Source organism: Ideonella livida (genome assembly GCF_010499455.1).
Classification (GTDB): domain Bacteria; phylum Pseudomonadota; class Gammaproteobacteria; order Burkholderiales; family Burkholderiaceae_C; genus Ideonella; species Ideonella livida.
In genome coordinates this window covers 55,224-78,487 of record NZ_JAAGOH010000003.1, presented here as the reverse complement: position 1 = coordinate 78,487, position 23,264 = coordinate 55,224, and the positions used below count along the sequence as shown (strand labels likewise).

The window sequence follows — 23,264 nt, the reverse complement described above, 5'->3', positions numbered from 1 at the left end:
ACCGGGCTCACTCGGTGATGTCGAACTGGTCGAGGAACTCGGTCTTCAGGCTCAGGCCCAGGCCGGGAACGTCGTCACGCAGGTCCAGGAAGCCGTTCTCGGCCACCGGCTCGCCGTCGAAGATGTAATAGAACAGCTCGTTGCCCACTTCCACATCAAACATCGGGAAGTACTCGGCCATCGGCGAGGCCAGCGTGCTCATGGTCAGGTGGTAGTTGTGCATCTGGCCGGCGTGCGGGATGACCGGCACCGAGTAGGCCTCGCACAGCGCGTTGATCTTGTGCGCCATGGTGATGCCGCCCACGCGGTTGGTGTCGTACTGCACCACACTCACCGCCTTGCGGTCGAGCAGCTGCTTGAAGCCGTAGAGGCTGAACTCATGCTCGCCGCCCGAGATCGGGATGATGTTCATGGCGTTCAACTCGGCGTAGCCGTCGATGTCGTCGGCGATCACCGGCTCCTCCAGCCAACGCGGCTGGTACTGGGCCAGCTTGGGCAGCATGCGCTTGGTGTACTCCAGGTTCCAGCCCATGTAGCACTCGAGCATCAGGTCGGTGTCATAACCAATCACCTCGCGCACCGCGGCCACGCTCTTGAGGTTCTCCACCACGCCCTTCTGCAGGTCCTTGGGGCCGTAGCCGAAGCGCATCTTGAAGGCGGTGAAGCCCTGCTTGAGGAAGGTCTCGGCCTCCTTCTGCATCTCGTCGAGGTCGGTGCGGTAGAGCTTGCTGTAGTAGCAGGGGATCTTTTCCTTGGTGCGCCCGCCCAGCAGCTTGAACACCGGCTTGTTCACGCTCTTGCCCAGGATGTCCCAGATCGCCAGGTCCACCGCTGAGATGGCGGCCATGCCCACGCCCTTGCGGCCCCAGGCGTGGGTGGCGCGGTACATGCGCTGGCTGAGGTACTCGTAGTCCCAGGGGTCCTGGCCCATCACCAGCGGGGTGAGGTACTGGTCGATGATCTGCTTGGCCACCTTCGGCGCCAGGGCCACGTTGCCGTAGCCCACCAGGCCGGTGTCGGTCTCGATCTCGACGACCGTCCACTGGTGGAAGCGGAAGGTCTTCATGGTTTCTTGCCGCGAGTACAGCAGGTCCATGGCGTTGGAGCAGAAGTTGCCCTGCGGCGGGACGGTCTTGCCCTTCCATTCAAAGACGCGGGCGCGGACGGACGTGATCTTCATGGGGTGGTTCCAGTCGAGGAAGAAGTCGGAATCGATGGGGAGGTGGGCGCTGATCTCAGCCGCGCGCGGCCAGGGCGCTGGCGCCCATGCGGCAGGCGATGGCGAAGGCGTTGGCGGTGGCGCTCACGTTGGCGCGGCCCTGGCCGGCGATGTCATACGCCGTGCCGTGCGCCGGGGTGGTGATGGGGATGGGCAGACCGCCCTGCACCGTCACGCCCTGGCTGAAGCCCAGCAGCTTGATCGCGATCTGGCCTTGGTCGTGGTAGAGCGTGACCACGGCGTCAAAGTCGCCGTCACGGGCCTTCAAAAAGATGGTGTCGGCCGGGAACGGGCCCACCACCGGCAGGCCGGCGGCGTTGAGTGCAGCCACGGCCGGGGCAATGATGTCGATCTCTTCGCGCCCGCAGGTGCCGCCGTCGCCGTTGTGCGGGTTGAAGCCGGCCACCGCCACCCGGGGCGCGGCCACGCCAGCGGCCTGCAGCGAGCGGTAGATCAGCGTGGCGGCGGCCTCGATGCGCGGCTGGGTCAGCCAGTTCACCGCGTCCTTCAAGGGAATGTGCGAGGACACGCGCGAGGTCCAGAGGCTGCCCAGCGTGTTGAACTCACAGAAGTAGCCGGTCACGCCCAGGTACTGGGCGAAGTGGTGCAGCTCGTCCTCGTGCTGCAGGCCGCCCTGCTTCATCGCGAACTTGTTGAGCGGGGCAAAGCAGATGGCGTCGATCTGGCCGGCCTGCGCCGCGTCCATGCAGCGGTTGAGCACCTGCAGCACCGAGGCGCCGCCGGGCGCCTGCGCCACGCTGCGCTGCACCTGCTCGGGCCGCACCGAGTCCACCGCGAGGAAGGCGGGCACCGAGGTGTCGGCGCGACCGCGCACCTCGGCCAGGCTGGCCACCGGCGTGGTGGCCGCGCGCAGGCCGGCCACCTGCTGGCCGTCGGCCCAGAGCCAGGGGTCGCCCACCAGCACCACGTTGGCGGTGGTGCAGGTCTCGGGGCGGGCCAGCAGGCGGGCGATCAGCTCGGGGCCGATGCCGGCGGGGTCGCCCAGGGTGAGGGCCACGACGGGCAGGCGGGGGGGGGAAAAGTCAGACATCGGAGCGGCCCAGGTGAGAGCGTGGAATCAGTCGATCTTGATGTTGCGGCGCTTGATGAGGTCGGCGTAGCGCTTGTTCTCAGCCACATGGAAAGCCTGGAACTGGGCTTGGCTCATGGGCTGGTGGTCGGCACCAAAGGTGGCCAGGCGGGCGCGGCTCTCGGGCAGGGCCAGCAGCTTGTTGACCTCGTCGTGCACACGCTGCTGCACCGGCTTGGGCGTGCCCGCCTTCATGTAGATGCCGTACCAGGCGCTCATCTCCACGTCCTTCACACCCGCCTCGGCCAGGGTGGGTACACCGGGCAGCTGCTCGTTGCGGGCGCTGCTGCACACGGCCAGGGCGCGCAGCTTGCCGCCCTTGATGTGCGGCAGCACCGAGGCCAGCGTGTCAAAGCTCAGCTGCACCTGGCCGCCCATCAGGTCCACCAGGGCGGGGGCCGAGCCCCGGTAGGGCACATGGTTGAGGATGATGCCGGTGGACTCCTCGAACATTTCGCCGGCGATGTGCTGGGTGCTGCCGTTGCCCGAGGAGGCGTAGTTCAGGCGCCCCGGCTGCTTGCGGGCGTCGGCCACCAGCTCGGCCACGGTCTTGTAGGGCGAGGTGGCGGCCACCACCAGCACATTGGGCACGGCGCCCACGTAGACCACCGGCACCACATCGCGCTCGTTGTCATAGCCCAGGCGGATGAGGTGTGGGGCAATCGCGTGTGCGGTGGACACGCCCATGACCATGACATGGCCGTCGCCGCTCTTGGCCACCGCGTCCACCGCCAGGGTGTTGGACACGCCGGGCCGGTTCTCCACCACCACGGTGCCGCCCAGGGCGGGGCCCAGCTTGTCGGCCACGGTGCGGGCCATGGCGTCGGTGCCGCCGCCGGGGCTGGAGCCCACCATCAGCTTCACCGGCTGTGTGGGCCAGGCCTGGGCGCGGGCGCCGGCGGGGGCCAGCAGCAGCGGCGCAGCGCCCAGGCCGGGCAGCAGGGTCAGGGCGCCCAAGGCGCGGCGGCGGGTGAAGGGGGTCATCGGCATGTCTCCAGCGTTGTTGTGTTGGCACACAGTGCAGGGCTTCTGCACCAGCCATGAGGGGCATCGTAGGCCCACAATACATGCCGGTATAGTGAAAACATCTCATAGAACCATCACCGGGGGTTATGAAATGAGCGACTCATTGCGGGCCAGCCAGCTGCTCAACCGCCTACGGCTGCGCCAAGTGGCCTTGTTGCTGGCCCTGCAGCAGCACGGCACGCTGGGGGCGGCGGCCACAGAGCTGGGCATGACCCAGCCCGCCGCCACCAAGATGCTGCAGGAGCTGGAGACCGCCCTGGCCTGCCGGTTGGTGGAGCGGGAAGGCCGTGGACTGCGCCTGACCCCGGCCGGGCAGACGGTGCTGGGGCACTTTGAAGGGCTGCGCGGCGCGATGACCGCCCTCGCCCGGGACTTGGAAGGCCTGCGCGCCGGCGATGGCGGCACGCTGGACATCGGCAGCGTGCTGGCCCCCTCCCCCACCCTGCTCAGTCGTGCTGTGGTGGCCATCAAGCGCGAGCAGCCACGCCTGCGGGTCTCCATCCACACCGAGACCAGCGACCTGCTGATGGACCAGCTGGCCAGCGGTCACCTGGACTTGGTGATCGGCCGCCTGACCGAAGGCCATCGGCGCGCGGACCATGAGGTCAAGCCGCTGGACGACGAAGCCCTGCGGGTGGTCGTGGGGCCTCAGCACCCCTGGGCGGACGGCCGCGCGGTGGGCCTGCTGGAACTGATGTCACAGCCCTGGGTGCTGCAGCCGCGGGGCTCGCCCATGCGCGAGGTGCTGGAACAGGCCTTCCGCCATGCCGGCGTGGATGTGCCACAGGATCTGGTGGAAACGGCGTCCATCCTCACCACCAGCTTTTTGCTGGCGCAAGCCCCCATGGTGGCCGTGCTGCCCGCGGCGCTGGCCGACTATTACGCCAGCCGCGGCCAGCTGTGTGTGCTGCCGATTGATCTGCCCGGGCGCCTGGACGCCTACAGCTCCATCATCCGCCGCGACCGGCCGGTCAACCCGGCGGCGCGGCGCTTTCTGGAGCTGCTCCATGCCCTGGCGCCGGGGGCCGTGGACGGCGGATAAAAAAATGCCGCCTGGGGTGATGACACCGCAGGCGGCTGCAAGGGAAGCCGGCACCCGCTCAGGGCGACGGCACCCGGAAGGAGAGGATTCACCTCAGGCGCGGGATCCTGTGGGGCGGCCCCATGTCCCAGCGCCAGAGGGGCAGTGCGTCAGACCGGACGGCCGGCGCGGGCGGTGAGCCAGGCCGGGGCGTCCTGCAGGCACACCGGGCGCAGGAAGCGCGCCAGCGCGGCGTCGCCCACCGAGGTGGTCTCCGGCCGCGTGCTGCTGGGCCATGGGCCACCGTGCTGCTGCGCAGCGGTCACGGCCACACCGGTGGGCACGCCGGCAAACAGCACGCGCCCGGCAATGGCCATGGCACCGCGCACCAGGGCGCGGGACTTGTCGCTGTCCTGCTCCACGCCCCACAGGGTCACGGTCAGGCTGCCGCCCACGGCCTGCAGCACCTGCAGGGCCTGGCTCAAAGACGCGGCGCGCACGATCAGGCTGCTGGGGCCGAAGACTTCTTCACGCAGCGCGGCCTTGGCGATGAACTCCAGCGCGCTGACCTGGGCCAGCACCGGGCGCGGCGGCTGGCCGGCGGCGGCGGTTTCCTGCAGCAGCATGTCGGCCCCGGCCTGGGCCCAATGGGCCACGCCGGCTTCAAAGGCACCACGCATGGCGGTGGTGAGCATGGCGTGCGGCTGCTGGGCCTTGAGCGCTTCGGCGAGCTGGGCCACAAAGGCGTCGTTCACCGCCTTGGCGTCCATCTCCGGCTGCACCTCGTCAATCAGCAGGATCACGCCGGGGTTGGTGCAGAACTGGCCGCAGCCCAGGGTGATGGAGCCGGCCAGGGTGGTGGCCAGGGCGGCGCCGTCGGTGGCCAGCTTGGCCGGCAGGGCGATGGTGGGGTTGACCGAGCCCAGCTCGCCGTAGAACGGGATGGGGCGCGGGCGGGCCGCGGCCTCGGCGGCCAGGGCGGCCCCCCCTTGGGTGGAGCCGGTGAAGGCGCCGGCCGCGATGGCCGGGTGGCGGATCAGGCGCACGCCCACGTCACGGCCACCGCCCTGCACCAGGCCCACCAGGCCGGCGGGCAGGCCTTGGGCGGCCAGCACTTGCTGGATCAGGCCGAACACGCGGTTGGACAGCTGCAGGTGGCCGGTGTGGGCCTTGACCACCACCGGGCAGCCGGCGGCCAGGGCCGAAGCGGTGTCACCGCCCAACACCGAGAAGGCGAAGGGGAAGTTGCTGGCCGAGAACATGGCCACCGGGCCCAGCGGCACGCTCCAGCGCTGCATGGCGGGGTGGCCCGCCGGCGGGGCGCCGGCCACGGCGGGGTCGTCCACGAAGGCGAAGGGCTCGCCGCGCTCTGCCAAGTCCGCAAAGCGGCGCAGCTGGAAGGCGGTGCGGTCGAGCTCGCCGTTCAGGCGCACCGGGCCCAGGGCGGTTTCCTGATCGGCCAGGGCCACCAGGGCTTCGCGGTCGGCCTCCAGCGCGGCGGCCAGGCCGCGCAGCAGGGCGGCGCGCTCGGCACCGGTGGCGGCTTGCCACGGGGCGAAGGCGGCGGCGGCGGCCTCGCAGGCGGCGTCCACCGCTGCAGGAGAGGTGGCCGGCAGCTCGGCCAGCACGTCGCCCGTGCGGGCGCTGAAGGATTGCAGGGTGCTCATGGTGTGATCAGGAGGTTGCGGGGATATCGGAGGGAGGGTCAGTCCAGCGAGACACCGCCCTGGGCCACCACCTTGGCCCAGCGCGCGCGCTCGGTCTCGTAGAAGCGGCCCAGGTCGGCCGGACCCATGACGTGCACCTCGGCGCCCTGGCTTTGCAGGCGGTCGCGCACCTCGGGCAGCTGCACGATGCGCTGCAACTCGGTGGCCACCTTCTGCACCACGGCGTCGGGGGTGCCCGCCGGCATCAGCACGCCCTGCCAGGTGCCGGACTCAAAGCCCGCCACGCCTTGCTCGGCAATGGTGGGCACCTGCGGCAGCTGGGCCACGCGCGTGGCCTTGGACACCGCCAGCACCTTGAGCTTGCCGCTCTGCACATGCGGCAGGGTGGCGAGCATGCCGTTCATCACGATCTGGGTCTGGCCGGCCATGGTATCGGCCAGGGCCTGGGCACCGCCCTTGTAGGGGATGTAAGCCCAGTCGGCACCGGTGGCCTTTTCCACCGCGATGCCGGCCAGGTGCGGGGCGCTGCCCTGGGCCGTCACGGCGAAGTTCATCTTCTCCTTCTTGGACAGGGCCACCAGCTCACGCAGGTTATTGGCCGGCACCGAAGGATGGACCACCAGCAGGTGCGGCGAGTAGGCCAGCATGCTGACGCCGCGCAGGTCCTTGGACGGGTTGAACGGCAGCTGCTTGTAGACCGAGGGGGTGATGGCCAGCGCGCCCACGTCGCACAGCAGCAGGGTATGGCCGTCGGTGGCCTTGGCCACGGTGTCGCTGCCGGTGTTGCCGTTGGCGCCGGGCTTGTTCTCCACCAGCACCGTCTGCTTGAACACCGCCTCCAGGTGCGGGGCGATGGTGCGGGCAATGATGTCTGAGGAGCCGCCGGGCGAATACGGCACCACGATGCGCAGCGGCTTGCTCGGCCAGGCGGACTGTGCCAGGGCAGCACCGGGCAGCAGCGTCCCGCCGAGGGTGACGCCCAGCGCCAAGGCGCCGGCCAGGCGGTGGACCTGGCGGCGCGGAATGCGGATGTCGGCGGTGGCGATGTCGGTGGCAGGCTGGGCCTGCCCGTGGGGGGGCTGGGGCATCTTCATGCGGGTGTCTCCTGGTACTCCATGAGGGGCAAGGGGGGGCGCAGCCCGGTCATGGCCGGGCTGTCGTGGTCTGGGGGGGCGTGTCACGGGGCGCGCCGGGCAGGGCCCGACGCGGGCGCTTTATTGCGGGCCCAGGGGGGCCATCAGGGCGCGCAGCTCTTCCACCTCCGAGGCCTTGAGGTCCGACAGCGGCGGGCGCACCGGGCCGGCGGCATGGCCGGCGATGGCGGCACCGGCCTTGACGATGGCCACCGCGTAGCCCTCGCCCTTGTTGCGCAGGGCGATGTAGGGCAGGAAGAACTCGCGGATCAGGCGGTCGCAGGTGGCGGTGTCACCGGCGGCATGGGCGTTGTAGAAGTCCATGGCGGTCTTCGGGATGAAGTTGAAGACGGCGGAGGAATAGACCGGGCAGCCCATGGCCTTGTAGGCACCGGCAAAGACTTCGGCGGTGGGCAGGCCACCCAGGTAGGCAAAGCGCTCGCCCAGGGTCTGGCGGATGGCGACGAACTTCTCGATGTCGCCGATGCCGTCCTTGAAGCCGATCAGGTTCGGGCAGGTCTCGGCCAGCACCAGCAGGCTTTGCGGGGTCAGGCGGCAGCCACCACGGTTGTAGACCACCACGCCGAACTTGACGCTGCGGCAGACGGCCTGCACGTGGGCGATCAGGCCTTCCTGGCTGGCCTCGGTCAGGTAGTGCGGCAGCAGCAGGATGCCCTGGGCGCCCAGGCGCTCCGCCTCTTGGGCGTACTGGATGGCCACACGGGTGGGGCCGCCGGCGCCGGCCAGGATGGGGGTGCGGTTGCGGCAGGTGTCCAGCGCCACCTGGATCACGTGGCTGTACTCGCCCGGCTCCAGGGAGAAGAACTCACCCGTGCCGCCGGCGGCGAACAGCGCCGAGGCGCCGTAGGGCTGCAGCCACTCCAGACGCTCTGCGTAGCCCTTGGGCTCGAAATTGAGCTGGGCGTCAAAGTCGGTCAGGGGGAAGGACAGCAGGCCGGCTTCGAGAACGGTCTTGAGCTCTTGGGGGGACATGGCGGGGTCTCCGAGTAAGTTATACGTCATCGTACAACATGGCTTGGACGACGCCAAGCCGTGGTTTCAGCTTTGTGCTGGGGGGAACTACGGATGCGGTCCGGCCGCTTCCGCGCCAGCCGCAGGCGGGCGGCGGCGTTGGCCGTTTCAGGCCGTTTCAGGCCGTTTCGGCGCAGGCGTCCAGCAGGGCCCGGGTGGCGGGCGCCTGCACCTGGCCGGCGCGCAGCTGGTCCCGGCTCAGCACCTCAGCCAGGCGGCCGGCCGCCATGACGCCAATGCGGTCGCAAAGGTGAGCCACCACGCCCAGGTCGTGCGTGACCATGAGGTAGGTCAGGCCGTGGCGCTCGCGCAGGCTGGCCAGCAGGTTGAGGATTTCGGCCTGCACCGAGACATCCAGCGCCGAGGTCGGCTCGTCCAGCAGCAGCACACGCGGCTCCAGGATGAGGGCGCGCGCAATCGCCACGCGCTGACGCTGGCCGCCTGAGAGCTGGTGCGGCAGGCGCTCGCGAAAGGCTGGGCTCAGGCCCACCTGGGTCAGCACGCGGTCGATGCGCCCGTCCACATCGCCCAGGCGGTGGATGTGCAACGGCTCGGTCAGTGCCGTGGCCACGCTGTGGCGCGGGTGCAGGCTGCCGTAGGGGTCCTGAAACACCATCTGCATGTGGCGGCAGCGCGCCAGGGTGAGGCGGTGGGTGAGCGCCTCACCCGCCACCTGGATCTGTCCACGCCAATGGTGGTACTGACCGGCCAGGCAGCGCAGCACGGTGGTCTTGCCGGAGCCGGATTCGCCCAGCAGCCCGAAGGCCTCCCCTTCCCGCACGGTCAGGTTCACGCCGTGCAGCACCGGCACACCGGCAAAGGACAGGCTCAGGTCTTGGATCTGGATCATCGCCATCGGGGTCTTCCCAAAATGCGTCACAAAGGAAGCGGCTGCGCTCACAGCGCCCAGGCCGGGTCGCGCTGCAGCACGGGCAGGCGGTCACAGGGCTGGTGCAGACGCGGCAGCGCGGCCATCAGGCCCTGGGTGTAGGGGTGCTGAGCCTGGGCGAGTTGGCTGGCCGGCAGGCTCTCCACCACGCGGCCGGCGTACATCACCAGCACGCGGTCGCAAAAGCGCCGCACCAGCGGCAGGTCGTGCGAGATGAACAACAGGCCCAGGCCGCGCTGGCGCACCTGCTCGTCCAGGATGTTGAGCACCTGCTGGCGCACCGACACATCCAGCGCCGAGGTCGGCTCGTCGGCGATCAGCAGCTCGGGCTCGGTGATCAGCATCATGGCGATCATCACGCGCTGGCCCATGCCGCCCGAGACCTCGTGCGGGTACAGGCGCGCCACCCGCGCCGGCTCCTGGATGCGCACCGAGGCCAGCATCGCCAGCGTGCGCTCCCAGGCCTCGGCGCGGCTGACGCGGTGGTGCGTCAGGCAGGCCTCGGCGATCTGCTCGCCCACCCGCATCACCGGGTTGAGGGCGTATTTCGGGTCCTGCATGATCATGGAGATGCGCCGCCCGCGCAGCTCGCGCAGCGTGGCTTCGCTGGCGCCGCGCAGGTCCTGGCCGTCCAGGCGCAGGACGTCGGCCTCGATGCGGGCGCTGCGCGGCAGCAGCCCCAGCAGCGCCCGGCCGACGGTGGACTTGCCCGAACCGGACTCGCCGACGATGGCCAGCTTCTCGCGGCCCAGGCTGAAGGAGACGCCGCGCACGGCGTGGGTCTCGCGCTCGTCCTGGCGGAAACGCACGTGCAGGTTCTCCACCTCCAGGGTGGGCTTGGCGGGTGCCAGGGCTGGCGCGGGGGCCAAGGGGGTTGGGATGGAATGGCTCATGGTCGCGGTTCCTTTCATTCGCCACGCGGGTCAAGCAGGTCATACAGACCGTCGCCCAGCAGGTTGAAGGCCAGGCTCACCAGCAAGATGGCGCCGCCGGGGGCGGCCACCGTCCACCAGGCTTCCATCATGGTGCGGCGGCCTTCGGAGATCATGGCGCCCCACTCCGGCGCCGGGGCCTGCGCGCCCAGGCCCAGAAAACCCAGGCCGGCGGCGGTGAGGATGATGCTGGCCATGTTCATGGTCAGCCGCACGATCACCGAGGGCAGGCACAGCGGCACCAGGTGGCGCCCCAGCACCCGCAGCGCGCTGGCGCCCTGCAGCTGCACGGCCACGATGAAGTCGGCGCGACGCAGGGTCAGCGTCTCGGCACGGGCCAGGCGGGCGATGGGCGGCCAGGCGGTGAGTGCGATGGCCATCACCGCATGGTCCAGACCTGGGCCCAGGGCGGCCACAAAGGCCAGGGCCAGCACCAGGCTGGGGAAGGACAGGAAGATGTCGGTGACACGCATGATGGCGCCGTCCACCCAGCCGCCAAAGTAGCCCGACACCACCCCCACCGCCAGTCCGATGGGGCCGACGATCACGGTCACCAGCATCACGATGTAGAGCGTGATGCGTGCGCCGTGGATCACGCGGCTGTAGAGGTCGCGCCCGTACTCGTCGGTGCCGAACCAGTGCTGGGCGCTGGGCGCCTGCAGGGCGCGGTTGAGGTCCTGCGCCAGCGGGTCATGGGTGGCCAGCCAGGGGGCGAACAGGGCCACGGCCAGCAAGGCGAAGATCACCGCCATGCCAAAGCGCGTCAGCGGATTGCGCAGCAACCGGCGCAGGGCGCGGCGGCGCTCGGAGCGCACCTCCTGGGTGGCGGCGGAGGCGGCGGCGGCGGCCTTGGGGCTGGCGGGGGGGGAGGCGGTCGGATTCATGGCGGCACAGCGGGGGCTGGTGGCGGACATTGCGGGGGCGCTTTCGTCAGGCGAAGGGCGATTGGCGGTGTGGGGCCGTGTCGGCCTCACTGGCGTTGGGTGCGGGTGCGCGGGTCAAACACCTGGTAGAGCAGGTCGGACAGCAGGTTCAGGCCGATGAACAGCAGCCCCACCAGCAGCACCGAACCCATCACCGCGTTCATGTCCCCCAGCATCAGGCTGCTGGTGAGGTACTGGCCAAAGCCCGGCCAGGCGAAGACGGTTTCCACCAGCACGGCGCCTTCGAGCAGGCCGCCGTAGGTCAGGGCGACGATGGTGAGCAGCTGCACCCGGCAGTTGCGAAACGCGTGGTTCCAGAGCACGGCGCGCTCGCTCAGCCCCTTGACCCGGGCGGTGAGGATGTATTCCTGCCCCAGCTGGGCGAGCATGAAACTGCGCGTCATGCGGGCGATGTAGGCCATGGCGTGCAGCGCCAAGATGGTGGCCGGCAAGGTGATGTGCTTGAGCGCACTGCCCCACACCGCCCACTCGCCGGCCAGCGCGGCGTCAATCAGCAAAAAGCCCGTGCGCGAGGCCACCAGGCCGTCGTAGCTCAGGTCCAGCCGGCCGCTGCCGCCGGCCCAGCCCAGCCAGGCGTAGAACACCAGCAGACCCATCATGGCGAACCAGAACACCGGGGTGGAGTGGCCAATGAGGCTGATGAGGCGCACGGCATGGTCCGCCCAGCGCCCGCGCCGTGCGGCGGCCCACACCCCCAGCGGCACCCCCAGCGCCGTGCCGATGACGATGGCCAGCGTGGCCAGCTCCACCGTGGCCGGGAAGACACGCGCGATGTCCTCACTCACCGGGTTGCCGCTGAGCATGGCCTTGCCCAGGTCACCTTGGGCCAGCTCACCCAGGTAGCGGGTGAACTGGGCGCTCAGTGGCTGGTCCAGGCCGAGCTGGGCGCGCACCTGCTCGTAGGTGGAGCGATCCGCATCCGGCCCGACGATGGACAGCACCGGGTCCACCGGCATCACCCGCCCGATGGCGAAGGTCAGCGCCAACAGGCCCAGCAGCGTGATGGCCACGCTGCCCAGCCGGCGCACACCCGCCAGCAGCAGCGCCGGACTTACCCTTGAAAACACGGCAGACAGGGCCATGACGGTTTCCTTCCCGCGCCTTCAGCGCTGCTTGCTCACGCCGTGCAGGCGCGTGGTGGCCGAGGGGTGGCTCTGGTAGCCCTGCACATCACTGCGCAGCAGCACGGTTTCCACCATCTGCGAGACGGGCTGGATGCCGCCCACCTCCTGCTCATACAGGCGCTGGGCGTCCTGGAAGAGTTTGACCTGCCGGTCCTCACGCGGCTCGAGCAGCGCCTTGTCCACCAGCTCGTTGAGCGCGGTGCTCTGAAAGCCGGTGCGCCAACCCTGGAAGTTGGTGAGCTTGGCGGCGTCGCTGTTGTCGGGGTTGTAGACCAGGGAGCGCAGGCTGGAGTAGGCGTGCGGCTCGGTGCCGCCACCGCCGCGGCCGACGATGAGGTCAAAGCGGCGGTCGCGCATGGCGCCGTACACCAGGTTGCCGGTGCCGGTGAGGATGCTGGCCTCGATGCCCGCCTGCGCCAGCGTGGCCTGCAGGTTGGTGGCGATGTGGGTGAAAGGCGGCTCGGCCACGGCGCGGATGGTGGTCTTGAAGCCATTGGGGAAACCCGCCTGCGCCAGCAGCGCTTTGGCACGGGCCACGTCCAGGGTGTAGCCCGGCTGCGGCAACGTGGCGGCAAGACCCAGCTGCACCGGACGCTGGTTGAGCACGCCGAAGTGCGGCATCACCGTCTTGTTCAGCCCCTCATAGTCGATGAGGTGGCGCAGCGCCAGGCGTACGCGCTTGTCGGCAAACGGGCCGTCCTTGGATTGGGCGGCCACGTAATAGATCGTGCCGCGCTGCACCGCCTGGGTGCGGATCTTGGGGTGGCTCTTGAGTGCCTCGATGTCCGGCGGGGCCATGCCGGTGGCCACGTCCAGATCCCCACGCTCCAGCATCAAGCGCAAGCTTTGCGACTCACTCATGTGCCGCCAGACGATGCGCCGCAGCTTGGCCGGGCCGCGCCAGTAGCCCTCAAAGCGGCTGGCGAGCAGCACCTCCTTGGCGCGCCACTCGTCCAGCTTGAAGGCGCCCGAGCCGGCGGTGTGGTTGATGAGCCAGGCCGCCCCCATGTCCAGCCCCTTCTCGTTGGCCATCACGGTCTTGCGGTCCAGCACCACCGCGCTCACCGAGGTGGCCAGGGTGTAGAGCACCAGCCGCGCATCCCCCGGCTCGGGCAGCTCGACGACCAGCGTCTGGGCATCCTCGGCGCGGATGAACTTCTCCACGTTCTCCTTGGAAAAGCCGTAGCTCTTCCACACCGTGGCCAAAGCCAGGTTGAGCTTGACCACCCGCTGCAGGGACCAGGCGGCCTCGTCTGCCGTCACCGGGTTGCCGCTGTGGAAGCTGGCGCCCTTGCGTAGCGTGAAGCGCAGGCTCTTGCCATCGGCGGCAATCTGCCAGCGCTCGGCCAGGCCGGGCTGCACCTGGCGCGGGTTGGCGGGGTCCAGCACCACCAGGGTGTCGTAGACGTTGGCGAAGATCTCGGCCACGTCCAGGCCGGTGGCGTTGGCCGGGTCCAGCGAGAGCAGGTTGTTCATGCTGAAGCCGATCACCAGCTGGTCGGCCGGGGTGTCGGCCCGGGTGGCGGCCGGGGCCAGGGCCAGCGTGGCGGCGGTGGCCAGGGTGGCCGCCAGGCTCAGCAGGTGGCGGCGGCAAAGGGCGGGGGTGTGCATCGGGGGTGTCTCCTGGTGTTCTGGGGGCGGACGCCGGTGAGGCGATCCGAGCGGCGATCCTTGCGGCGATCAGTAGCTGCGCAGCGTGTGGGCCTCGATGTGCGCGAAGTTGATGTCCTCACCCAGGCCCGGCGCGGGCGAGAGGTGCACAAAGCCGTCGGCGTCCATCGGATCGGCCAGGCGGTTCAGGTAGGCGGGCACCTCGTCGTAATCGAGGAAGGGGTGCAGCAGGCCGCGCTCGTACCAGCGGCAGTTGCGCACCGCCGCGCACACCGCCAGGTTGGCCGCGCCGTTGCCGTGCACCTCGCAGTTCAGGCCGAAGCCTTCTGCCAGGTGCGCCACCTTCAGCGTCGGGGTTATGCCGCCCACGCCGGGCACGCCGGCGCGCAGGATGTCGCTGGCGCCGGCCTTGACCCAGTCCGCCCGGCTGTAGTGCTTGCCCGAGAGGCTCTCGGGGCCGAGGATGGGGATGTCCAGCTGCTCACTGAGCCAGGCGTACGAGGCCATGCTCTGCTCGTTCATCATCTCCTCGAACCAGGTGAAGTTCAGGCGCTCCAGTGCGCGGCCGATGGTCAGTGCATCGGTGCGGCTGTAGTTGTGGTAGCCGTCGAGCATCAGCGCGATGTCCGGCCCCACGGCCTCGCGCACGGCAGCGCAGGCGCGGATGTCCATGGCCACGCTGGGTGCAAAGCTCACCGGGGGCATCCAGGTGTGCAGCTTGATGGCCTTGTAGCCCCGCGCCACCAGCTTGAGGGCGAAGTCGCCGTACTCCTGCGGGGTGGACAGGCCACCCGCCAGCTCATCGCCGCACATGGTGCTGCCGTAGGCCGGCACCTTGTCGCGGTAGGCGCCGATCAGCTTGTAGACCGGCTGGCCCAGGGCGCGCCCGGCCCAGTCCCACAGCGCCTGGTCCACGGCGGCCAGGGCCCGGTCGGTGAGTTGCCCGGCGCTGCCGCGCTGCCAGTGCTCCAGCTCGGCCCAGAGCTTCTCGCGGTGCAGCGGATCGCGCCCCACCAGCACTTTGCGGAAGAAGGCGTTGAGCACATGCTCGCGGATCACCTCACACGGCGCGAAGGCGTGGCCCTGCTGCCCGTCGTCGGTGGTGATGGTCAGCAGCGACAGGCGCGCCTGCGTGAGGGGGCCGGGGTGGCTGTGGCCGGCGGCATCGGTGCTGCGGTGGCTCGGATAACTGAACTCCGTGACGCGCACGGTCTCGATCTTCATGGGGGCTCCGTTCGGTTAAGTCATCGGATGACTTGGCGATTCGGAGTGCCAATTGCGGCGCCGGTTCAGCGTGTCATCTGACGATTGGCGGCATCATAAGAGGTGCGAAGTCGGACAACATGCGGGAATACCCGGTGAAAAGTCGCCGGTTCGGGGGCGAAATTAAGGCTCTACAATGCAAGTCATCTGATGACAGCAGGCCCAAAGAGGTCAGACGACATGACGTCCACTCCCCTCCTCCCCCGCAGCCTGGCGCATGGACTGGTCGATGCCCTGCAAGAAGAGATGCGCAGCGGCGCGCTGCGCCCGGGCGACAAGCTGCCCACCGAGCCCTTGTTGATGGCCCGCTTTGGGGTAAGCCGCACCGTGGTGCGTGAGGCCATGCTGCGCCTGCAGACGGCGGGCTGGGTGCACACCCGCCATGGCGTGGGCACTTTCGTGTGCGAACCGGCCAACCCCGAACCGGTCAACCTGGGCAGCGGCGGCGAGCCCCCCAGCCTGGAGGACAAGCTGGCGATGCTGGAGCTGCGCATGGGCCTGGAGTCCGACGCCGCCGCCTTGGCCGCGCAGCGACGCAGCCCGCAGCAGCTGGAGGAGCTGGGCCAGGTGCTGGCGTCGTTTTCAGAGGCGGTGGCCGCCGGGCGGCCGACCGTGGCGCAGGACGCCCAGTTCCACCTGCTGGTGGCACGGGCCACCGGCAACCGTCATTTCGAGGCGGTGCTGCATGCCCTGGGGCGGGCCACCATCCAGCGCTTGCCGCCGGTGGTGCCTGACGCGCCCGCCGCGGCGAGGGCGGCACGGCAGGTGGACAGGCCGCCAAGCGCGCCGGCGGCCCCTCGCGCGGCCGACGAGCCCGGCCTGCGCCCAGGCAAGGTGGTGGTGCTCGATGAACACCGCGCCATCCACGACGCCATCCGCCGTGCCGACGCCCAGGCCGCGCGGGCGGCCATGTTCCTGCACCTGGACCAGAGCCGGCAGCGCCTGCGGGCGCTGGCGGGTCTGGCGTGAGCGGCCCTGGCCGGCCGCCGCTCAGGTATGCAGCGCGCTGAGGAACTGCTGCAGCTCGGGCGTGGCCGGCGAGCCAAAGAGCTGGGCCGGGGGGCCCATCTCATGCACCTGGCCCGCATGCATGAACACCACGAGGTCGGCCACCTTGCGGGCGAAGTTCATCTCGTGGGTGACCATGAGCAGGGTCATGCCGTCGGCGGCCAGGGACTCCACCACCTGCAGCACTTCACCCACCAGCTCCGGGTCCAGCGCCGAGGTGATCTCGTCGCACAGCAGCACCGCGGGTGACATCGCCAGGGCGCGGGCGATGGCCACGCGCTGCTGCTGGCCGCCCGAGAGCCGGTCCGGCGCGGCGTCGAACTTCTCGGCCAGACCCACCCGGGCCAGCAAGGCGCGGGCGCGTTCCTCCGCCTGCGCAGCGCCGCTGCCCTTGACCAGGGTGGGCGCCAGCATCACGTTGCGCCCCACGCTCAGGTGCGGAAAGAGGTTGAAGCTCTGAAAGATCATGCCCACGCGCTGGCGCCAGGCCCGCAGCGGCGCATCGGCCAGGTCCAGCGCCTGGCCGTCCAGCAGGATCTGGCCTTGATCGTGGCGCTCCAGCCCGTTGAGGCAGCGCAGCAGCGTGCTTTTGCCCGAGCCGCTCTTGCCGATGATGCACACCACCTGACCGGCCTCCACCGTCAGGTCAATGCCCTTGAGCACTTCGTGGGCGCCAAAACGCTTGCGCAGGGCGCGGATCTCAATGAACGGCATGACGACGTTTCTCCAGGGCGCGCGCGGCGACCGACAGAGGGAAGCACAACAGGAAGTACACGCCCGCCACGCAGGCATAGACCAAGAAAGGCTGGAAGGTGGCGTTGCTCACCATGCTGCCGGCCTTGGTCAGCTCCACAAACCCGATGACCGAGGTCAGGGCTGTGCCCTTGACCACCTGCACCGCAAAACCCACCGTGGGAGGCAAGGCGACCTGCCAGGCCTGCGGCAGGATCACATGGCGCAGCTGCTGCCCAAAGCCCAGGGCCAGCGCGCGGGCCGCTTCCCACTGGCCCCGGTGGATGGCGGCCACGCAACCGCGCCAGATCTCGCTGAGGAAGGCAGCGCTGTAGAGCGTGAGCGCCAGGCCCGCCGCCAGCCAGGCAGGCACCTCAATGCCCAGCAGGGCCAGGCCGAAATAGGCCAGAAACAGCTGCATCAGCAGCGGCGTGCCCTGGAAGATCTCGACGAACAGGTTCAGCGCCCACTGGGTCAGCGGGCCGCCGCGCAGGCGCAGCACCAGCAGCAGGCCGCCCAGCAGCCCGCCGCCCACAAACGCCACCAGCGACAGCAGCACGGTCCAGCGCGCGGCCAACAGCAGGTTGCGCAGAATGTCCCAAAGGGTGAACTCGACCATGATGGGCCAGCTCCTTGCGGTCAGTGCGCCAGCCAGCGGCGGCCCAGGGCGTTCAAGCCCCAGCGCAGCGCCGTGGCCAGCCCAAGATAGAGGGTGGTCGCCACGATGAAGGCCTCAAACGCGCGGAAGTTGCGGCTTTGGATCAGGTTGGCGGCGTACGACAGTTCTTCGGTCGAGATCTGCCCGCACACGGCCGAACCCAGCATGACGATCACCAGCTGACCGGTCAGGGAGGGCCACACCCGCCACAGTGCCGGCGGCAGCACGATGCGGCTGAAGGTCTGCCAGGGCGTGAGCGCCAGGCTGGCTGCGGCTTCGAGCTGGCCACGCGGCGTGGCCACCAGGCCCGCCCGCACGATCTCGGCAGCGTAGGCGCCCAGGTTGAGCACCATGGCCAGCACCGAGGCCAGGTCTGGCGACAGGCGCACCCCAAGGCTGGGCAAGCCAAAGAACAGGAAGAACAGCTGCACGATGAAGGGTGTATTGCGGAACAGCTCCACATACGCCCCCACGGCCCAGCTCAGCGGCGCTGGGCCTTGCAGCCGCGCCCACGCGCAGGCCACGCCCAGGGCGAGGCCCACGACGGCGCTGACGGCGGTGAGCGCCACCGTCATGCCCAGGCCATGCAGGAGCTGCGGCCATTCGCGCAGCACACTCAGAAAGTCGAGTTCGGTCATGGCCGGCTCGTCGGTGCTGGGGCGGGGCTCATTCAGGCAGGGTGCCGGCGGGACGACCCAGCCACTTCTGCGCCAGCTTGTCCAGCTCCCCCGCCGCCTTGGCGGCGGCGATGACCTCGTTGACCTTGGTGCGCAGCGCGTCCTCGCCCTTGGCCACGCCAATGTAGTTGGGCGAATCCTTGAGCACGAACTTCAGCTCGGTGCCCAGCTGCGGGTTCTTCTGCATCACGACGGCGGCCACGGAGGCGCCGGTGGCGATGAACTGCACCTGCCCGCTCACGAAGGCGGCCACGGTGGCGTTGTTGTCCTCAAAGCGCTTGATGACCACGTCGGCCGGGGCCAGCCGACTCAGCTCCTGGTCCTCGATGGCACCACGGGTGACGCCCACCGTGCGGCCGTGCAGCTCGGTCACGCTCTTGGCCGGCTGGGATTTGGGGCCGAACACCGCCTGGTAGAACGGGGAGTAGGCGGCGGTGAAGTCGATCACCTTCTCGCGGTCGGGGTTCTTGCCCAGGGTGGAAATGACCAAGTCGGCCTTCTTGGTCTGCAGGTAGGCGATGCGGTTGGCACTGCTTACCGGCACCAGCTCCACCTTCACGCCCAACTTGGCGCCGATGAGGCGGGCCATGTCCACGTCCAGGCCCTGCGGGGCCATGTCCAGGCCGACGAAGCCATAGGGCGGAAAGTCGGTGGGGACGGCGATCTTGATCGTCTTGACCTTGAGCACAGTCTCCAGCGCACTTTGCGCCCAGGCCGGGCCGCTGGCAGCCGCAGCAAGCAAGGCACCCAGCAGCAGGCGACGGGAGGAAGAAAGGGACAGATCGGATCGGGAAGGCAAGGCCACGGCAACAACTCCAGCATCAGGAAGAGGTGCCGGAGAAACAGCAAAGCTCATGCCATCGTATTCAAAACTGTATACAGGATTGAACATGCTGATGAATACGGTGCATCGTTCAATTCACTGGTGCATCGTCCCCCTACTTGGTGCTTTGCGCACCGCTGCGGTGCGGTTCCGTGGGGTAGCGTCAGTCCGCGCTGCTGGCCACCAGGGAGCGCCGGCGCCGTTCGCGGCTGTTGCTCAGGTGCGTGCGCATGGCCGCACGGGCGGCCTCGGGGTCACCGGCGCCAATGGCGTCCAGGATGCTCTCGTGTTCGCCGTTCACGCGCCGCAGAAAAGTCTGCCGGCGCTGCACAGCCTCCGGGTGCTCCTCGTCCAGGCGGGCCCGGGGAATCACCGTGCTGCCCAAGGTGCTGAGCAGTTGCACGTAGTGGGGGTTGTGGGTGGCCTTGGCGATCTCCAGGTGGAACTGGAAGTCCGGCGCCACCGCGTCTTCACCACTGGCAATGGCGGCCTCCATCGCCTCGATGGCCTGGCGCATGGCCTGCAACTCGTCCTCGGTGCGGCGCTGGGCCGCCAGGGCTGCGGCCTCGGTCTCCAGGCCGATGCGCAGCTCCAGCAGGGCGATGACGTCGTTGAGGGTGCCCAGCTGCTCGGGCGCGATGCGAAAGCCGGTGTCCTCGGCAATGCGCTCGGACACGAAGGTGCCCACGCCGTGGCGGGTGCTCACCAGGCCGGCGGCCTGCAGACGGGAGATGGCTTCGCGCACGACGGTGCGGCTCACGCCGAATTCGCCCATGATGGCCGCCTCGGTGGGCAGCTTTTCACCGGGGCCAAGGCGGCCGTCGCGGATGCGCTCTTCCAGCGCCCCCACCAGCACCTGGGCCAGGGTCCGCGGGCGGCGCCGGGGCAAGACGGGATCTTCGTTCAACATGGGGTAAACCTTGGGGGCACAGCGTCAGGCTGCGGCCGTTGTGGTGGTGGTCAGGGGTTCAGCGGCGCTTGGGCGGTGCCGCCTCATCCAGCGGCGACTGGGAGCAGCCCAGTTGGCGCGAGATGTCGCGGCTGGCCTCCCGCAGCAGCGCCACCGTCTCGGCGCCAATGGCATCGGTGAAGCGGAAGGTGGGAAAGGACACGCTCATGCCGGCCACCGGCGTGCCGTGCACGCCGAAGAGGGGCACGGCCACACACCGGATGTGCTCATCAAACTCCTCACGGTCCTCGCCAAAGCCCTGGGCGCGCGTGCGCTCCAGTTCCTGCAGGAAATCCGGCAGCTCGCAGATGGTGTTGTCGCGGAAGCGCTTGAATTCGGCGCCGGCCAGCACCGCGTCGCGCAGCACCGCGTTCTCCCAGGCCATGAGCACCTTGCCGATGGCGGTGCAGTGCAGCGGGGCGCGCCGGCCGATGCGCGAATACATGCCCAGGATGTGGCGCGAATCGATCTTGTGGACGTAGATGATCTCGCTGTCGATCAACGTACCCAGGTGGATGGTCTCGCCAATGCGCTCGGAGATGGTCTGCATGTGCGGCTTGCACACCTCGATCAGGTCCGGGTACTGCATGGCCTTGCAGCCCAACTCAAAGAGCTTCATGGTCAGGCCGTAGCGCTCGGAGTCTGACTCGCGGCGCACGTAACCCAGGCTCTTCATGGTCTGCAGAAAACGGTAGACGGTGGCCTTGGGCATGGCCAGGCGTACCGACAGGTCCGAAATGCCCGTCTCGCTGCGGTCGGCCAGCGACTGCAGGATGGCAAACACCTTGAGCACCGCCGCGACCGACTCGGGCTGGCGGGGATCGAGGCTGTCGTCGTCCATGATGTTTTGTTCCCTTCGGGCTATCGTTTCAATTGACTTGGATTTTCGCGTGATTCCGACTCCAGGGGCAGGGTTTTTGCACGGTGCCAGAACAGCACGCCCCGCACGCACCAGTCGGCGAACATGCCCAGCCACACCCCGGTGACCCCCCAGCCCAGGGCGCGCCCCAACCCCCAGCCCAGCAGCACGCGGCACCCCCACATGCTGGCCGTGGCCACGCCCAGCGCGTAGCGGGAGTCCGCAGCGCCCCGCAGCGCCGCCGGCAGCACAAAGGAGGCCGCCCACACCGGCATGAAGGCGGCATTCAGGCGGATGAGCGCCACGGCCTGGGCCTGCACTGCGGGGTCGGCCGTGTAGAGCGCCACCAGCGCCGGGGCCCCCAGCGCCACGGGCAGGGCCAGCCCGCACAGCACCAAGGCCGCGCTGCGGTGCAGCTGCAGCATCTGGCGGCGGGCGCGGGCCAGTTCGCCGGCGCCCACGGCCTGGCCCACCAGGGTGGTCCCGGCCGCACCCAGGGCGTTGCCGGGGATGTTCATCAGGCCGGCCAGCGCAAAGGCGATGAAGTTGGCCGCCATGGCGGTGGTGCCCAGTCCGGCCACCAGGCTCTGGGTGAGCATCTTGCCCAGGTGAAAGAAGATGTTTTCCAGCGCGGTGGGCCCACCCACCGCGGCCACGGCGCGGGCGTGGCGCGAGGTCAAGGCCGCCCAGCCGCGGCGGCGCCAACGCCGCGCCAAGGCGGTGGGCCAGGCCCGCCCAGGCCACAGCGGCGCCAGGGCGTGCAGCGCCACGGCCAGTGCCACGCCGCGCGAAAGCACCAGCGCGGCGGCCGCCCCCGGCACGCCCGCGTCCAACCCGTGCATGAAGAGCGCAGCCGTGCTGAGCTGGGTGACGGTGAAGGCCAGCTGCACCCGCATGGCGGCACCGGTTCGCCCCATGCCGCGCAACAGGCCGGCGCCCACCAGGGCCAGGCCCGCGGGCACGTCAGCCCACAGCAGGCCCTGAAAATAGGTGCGGGCATGGGCCAGCACGGCGGGGTCGGCCCCGGGCAGCAGCAGGGCAAACAGCATGTCTTGCGCCAGCCACAGCAAGGCGAGCAAGATCAGGCCCAAGGCCAGCATGAGTGCCAGGGCGTCGGCGGCCAGGGCCGCGAGGCGGCCGGGCCGGCCGGCGCCCACGGCCTGCGCCGCCGCCACGGTGGCGCCCATGGCGCAGGCGCCCATGAGGGCGTGCAGCATTTGCCCCAGCACCTCCACCCAACCGATGGCGGCTACCGCGGCCGATCCCAGCCGCGCTGCCAGCAGGGTCATGGCCGCACCGCTCAGCACCACGGCCAGCTCCTGCAGCAGCAGGGGGGCGGCCAGCGACCAGGCGCCGCGCGGCCGGCCGCAGGCGCGGCGCCAGCACACGCGCACCCGGCGCAGGCTCACAGATCCACCAGAAACAGTCCCGGCTCGCCGGCCTTGTCGCAGCTGAACAGCACCTGCTTTTCATCCGGGGTGAAGCTGGGGTGGGGGTGGGTGACCTGGCGGTCGCCCTTGTAGACGCCCCAGGAGCTGTCATGCCGCGCCAGCTTGCGGGTGGTGCCGGCCTTCAGGTCAAAGAGGTGAAGGTAAGGGTCGCCTGTGAGCATGGTGTTGTGGCCGCTGGCGGCGTGGCCGCAGCCGTCGCCCACGATGAGCGTGCCGTCCTGGTTGCTCATGAGGTGCGAACACGGCGGCATGGCGGTGAGCGGCCGGTCGACCAGCGTGACCGGGTCGAGCGAGCGGATCCAGCGCTCGGGGCTGCCCTTGAGGTAACTCACGTAGATCATGGCCGAGCCGTCCGGTACCCAGAACTCGTGCGTGCAGCTCTCGCCGTTCTCGTGCGGTTTGCCGCAGCGGCGGTGCGTGCCGTCCTCGTTGATGAACCACATGCGCGCATCGATGCGGTCGTGCGGGCCTTCGTGGCAGTAGGCCACGGTGTGGTCGTCAAACGGGCGGTATTGCGGGTGGCCCAGCCAGCCTTTTTGTTCGAGGATCACCCGGCGCTCACCCGTGGCCAGATCGATGCTGAACAGGCGGCAGCGCGGCTGACGCTCAAACATCTCGTTGAACTTCTGCCAGTCGCTCAAGGGGAACCAGTCCTCGGCGGCGATCTCGATGCCCACCATCTTGGTGCAGGCCGAATTGGGCACCCAGGTGCCGTAGCCCACCCAGCCCTCGGGCACCCCATACACCACGTCCTCCTTGAGGGTGGCCAGCTCCAGGCGCACGAGTTGGCGCTGCTGGCGCACGAAGTACAGGTGCAGGTCGTCCGGGCTCAGAAAGCCGCCAAAGGTGTTCTCGCCGGGCTGGTCGGTGAGCTGCAGGGCGGTCTGGCTGTCCAGGTCCAGCAGGTGGTAGTTCCAGTCGGTGCCGGGACCGAACTCACCGCCAAACACCAGTTTGCGGCCGTCCTGGGTGAAACACTTCTGGTAGAAGTAGTTGCGGTGGCACGTCACGTCCTCGGGCGTGAGGCGGGTGACGCGGGCGCCGGTGTCGGGGTCGGTCTGCACCTGAAAGGCGAGTGGGCGCACCTTGGCTTTGCTCATCAAAGAGTTCCTTTACGGCAAGGAAAAGACCGGCCGCCGCCATGGGTGAGGGGTCA

The 23,264-nt window shown here is 69.4% G+C and carries 22 protein-coding genes; 2 read left to right on the top strand and 20 right to left on the bottom strand.

All coding sequences use genetic code 11. The features are described 5' to 3' along the window. Positions 1 to 7 precede the first annotated feature (7 nt). The 3 genes from G3A44_RS03770 to G3A44_RS03760 are packed head-to-tail and all read right to left on the bottom strand — an operon-like array spanning position 8 to position 3,293. Positions 8 to 1,180 carry an L-rhamnonate dehydratase gene (locus tag G3A44_RS03770; RefSeq protein WP_163456167.1) on the bottom strand — a complete coding sequence of 391 codons (1,173 nt, stop codon included), beginning with the start codon at positions 1,178 to 1,180 and terminating at the stop codon, positions 8 to 10. Positions 1,181 to 1,235: 55 nt separating this feature from the next. Continuing rightward, complete coding sequence (locus tag G3A44_RS03765; protein ID WP_163456166.1) at positions 1,236 to 2,270, bottom strand: 4-hydroxythreonine-4-phosphate dehydrogenase PdxA; 1,035 nt, start codon at positions 2,268 to 2,270, stop codon at positions 1,236 to 1,238. A 27-nt stretch (positions 2,271 to 2,297) separates the two neighbouring features. Further along, positions 2,298 to 3,293: a Bug family tripartite tricarboxylate transporter substrate binding protein gene (locus G3A44_RS03760; protein WP_163456165.1), complete on the bottom strand. Its 996-nt coding sequence runs from the start codon at positions 3,291 to 3,293 to the stop codon at positions 2,298 to 2,300. 133 nt (positions 3,294 to 3,426) lie between these two features. Here G3A44_RS03760 and G3A44_RS03755 point away from each other — a divergent pair, with 133 nt between their 5' ends. After that, entirely contained in the window at positions 3,427 to 4,377 is a 951-nt protein-coding gene (locus G3A44_RS03755; protein ID WP_163456164.1) for a LysR family transcriptional regulator, read from the top strand. A gap of 149 nt (positions 4,378 to 4,526) precedes the next feature. On the opposite strand, the gene G3A44_RS03750 is transcribed toward G3A44_RS03755, so the two are convergent. From G3A44_RS03750 to G3A44_RS03710, 9 genes are all read right to left on the bottom strand, one after another. After that, complete coding sequence (locus G3A44_RS03750) at positions 4,527 to 6,023, bottom strand: aldehyde dehydrogenase family protein (protein WP_163456163.1); 1,497 nt, start codon at positions 6,021 to 6,023, stop codon at positions 4,527 to 4,529. Positions 6,024 to 6,061: 38 nt separating this feature from the next. After that, positions 6,062 to 7,054 (bottom strand): Bug family tripartite tricarboxylate transporter substrate binding protein, encoded by a 993-nt coding sequence (locus tag G3A44_RS03745; protein ID WP_310734319.1) that lies wholly within the window; start codon positions 7,052 to 7,054, stop codon positions 6,062 to 6,064. Positions 7,055 to 7,237: 183 nt separating this feature from the next. Further along, entirely contained in the window at positions 7,238 to 8,149 is a 912-nt protein-coding gene (gene kdgD / locus G3A44_RS03740; protein WP_163456162.1) for a 5-dehydro-4-deoxyglucarate dehydratase, read from the bottom strand. 157 nt (positions 8,150 to 8,306) lie between these two features. Beyond that, complete coding sequence (locus G3A44_RS03735) at positions 8,307 to 9,038, bottom strand: ABC transporter ATP-binding protein (protein WP_375138622.1); 732 nt, start codon at positions 9,036 to 9,038, stop codon at positions 8,307 to 8,309. Positions 9,039 to 9,085: 47 nt separating this feature from the next. Then, positions 9,086 to 9,970, bottom strand: coding sequence for an ABC transporter ATP-binding protein (locus tag G3A44_RS03730; protein ID WP_163456160.1), 885 nt, complete (start codon positions 9,968 to 9,970; stop codon positions 9,086 to 9,088). 14 nt (positions 9,971 to 9,984) lie between these two features. After that, the gene (locus G3A44_RS03725; protein WP_163456159.1) at positions 9,985 to 10,893 is read right to left on the bottom strand and encodes an ABC transporter permease; all 909 of its coding nucleotides are present in this window, start codon (positions 10,891 to 10,893) and stop codon (positions 9,985 to 9,987) included. Between the two features lie 86 nt (positions 10,894 to 10,979). Then, a complete protein-coding gene (locus tag G3A44_RS03720) occupies positions 10,980 to 12,035 on the bottom strand; it encodes an ABC transporter permease (protein ID WP_163456158.1) in 1,056 nt (351 codons plus the stop codon). 21 nt (positions 12,036 to 12,056) lie between these two features. Beyond that, on the bottom strand, positions 12,057 to 13,688 hold the full coding sequence (locus G3A44_RS03715) for an ABC transporter substrate-binding protein (RefSeq protein WP_163456157.1): 1,632 nt from the start codon (positions 13,686 to 13,688) through the stop codon (positions 12,057 to 12,059). A 69-nt stretch (positions 13,689 to 13,757) separates the two neighbouring features. Beyond that, complete coding sequence (locus G3A44_RS03710; RefSeq protein ID WP_163456156.1) at positions 13,758 to 14,912, bottom strand: mandelate racemase family protein; 1,155 nt, start codon at positions 14,910 to 14,912, stop codon at positions 13,758 to 13,760. Between the two features lie 219 nt (positions 14,913 to 15,131). Between G3A44_RS03710 and G3A44_RS03705 the strand changes: the two genes are divergently transcribed. Continuing rightward, positions 15,132 to 15,920, top strand: coding sequence for a FadR/GntR family transcriptional regulator (locus G3A44_RS03705; protein WP_163456155.1), 789 nt, complete (start codon positions 15,132 to 15,134; stop codon positions 15,918 to 15,920). Positions 15,921 to 15,941: 21 nt separating this feature from the next. Here the strand turns inward: G3A44_RS03705 and G3A44_RS03700 are convergent, their stop codons facing one another. The 8 genes from G3A44_RS03700 to G3A44_RS03665 all read right to left on the bottom strand — a co-directional run bounded on the left by G3A44_RS03700 (position 15,942) and on the right by G3A44_RS03665 (position 23,208). Next, entirely contained in the window at positions 15,942 to 16,673 is a 732-nt protein-coding gene (locus tag G3A44_RS03700) for an amino acid ABC transporter ATP-binding protein (protein ID WP_239061691.1), read from the bottom strand. Then, on the bottom strand, positions 16,660 to 17,310 hold the full coding sequence (locus tag G3A44_RS03695) for an amino acid ABC transporter permease (RefSeq protein ID WP_163456153.1): 651 nt from the start codon (positions 17,308 to 17,310) through the stop codon (positions 16,660 to 16,662). Before G3A44_RS03695 ends, G3A44_RS03700 begins: the two co-directional genes overlap by 14 nt. A gap of 20 nt (positions 17,311 to 17,330) precedes the next feature. After that, positions 17,331 to 17,987 carry an amino acid ABC transporter permease gene (locus G3A44_RS03690; protein ID WP_163456152.1) on the bottom strand — a complete coding sequence of 219 codons (657 nt, stop codon included), beginning with the start codon at positions 17,985 to 17,987 and terminating at the stop codon, positions 17,331 to 17,333. A 28-nt stretch (positions 17,988 to 18,015) separates the two neighbouring features. After that, entirely contained in the window at positions 18,016 to 18,807 is a 792-nt protein-coding gene (locus tag G3A44_RS03685; protein ID WP_163456315.1) for a transporter substrate-binding domain-containing protein, read from the bottom strand. A 205-nt stretch (positions 18,808 to 19,012) separates the two neighbouring features. Beyond that, positions 19,013 to 19,759: a FadR/GntR family transcriptional regulator gene (locus tag G3A44_RS03680; RefSeq protein WP_163456151.1), complete on the bottom strand. Its 747-nt coding sequence runs from the start codon at positions 19,757 to 19,759 to the stop codon at positions 19,013 to 19,015. 58 nt (positions 19,760 to 19,817) lie between these two features. Beyond that, positions 19,818 to 20,639: a DNA-binding transcriptional regulator KdgR gene (gene kdgR / locus G3A44_RS03675; protein WP_163456150.1), complete on the bottom strand. Its 822-nt coding sequence runs from the start codon at positions 20,637 to 20,639 to the stop codon at positions 19,818 to 19,820. Positions 20,640 to 20,659: 20 nt separating this feature from the next. Beyond that, positions 20,660 to 22,066 (bottom strand): MATE family efflux transporter, encoded by a 1,407-nt coding sequence (locus G3A44_RS03670; RefSeq protein WP_163456149.1) that lies wholly within the window; start codon positions 22,064 to 22,066, stop codon positions 20,660 to 20,662. Then, on the bottom strand, positions 22,063 to 23,208 hold the full coding sequence (locus tag G3A44_RS03665; protein WP_163456148.1) for an oligogalacturonate lyase family protein: 1,146 nt from the start codon (positions 23,206 to 23,208) through the stop codon (positions 22,063 to 22,065). The genes G3A44_RS03670 and G3A44_RS03665 overlap by 4 nt, the downstream gene beginning before the upstream one ends. Positions 23,209 to 23,264 lie beyond the last annotated feature (56 nt).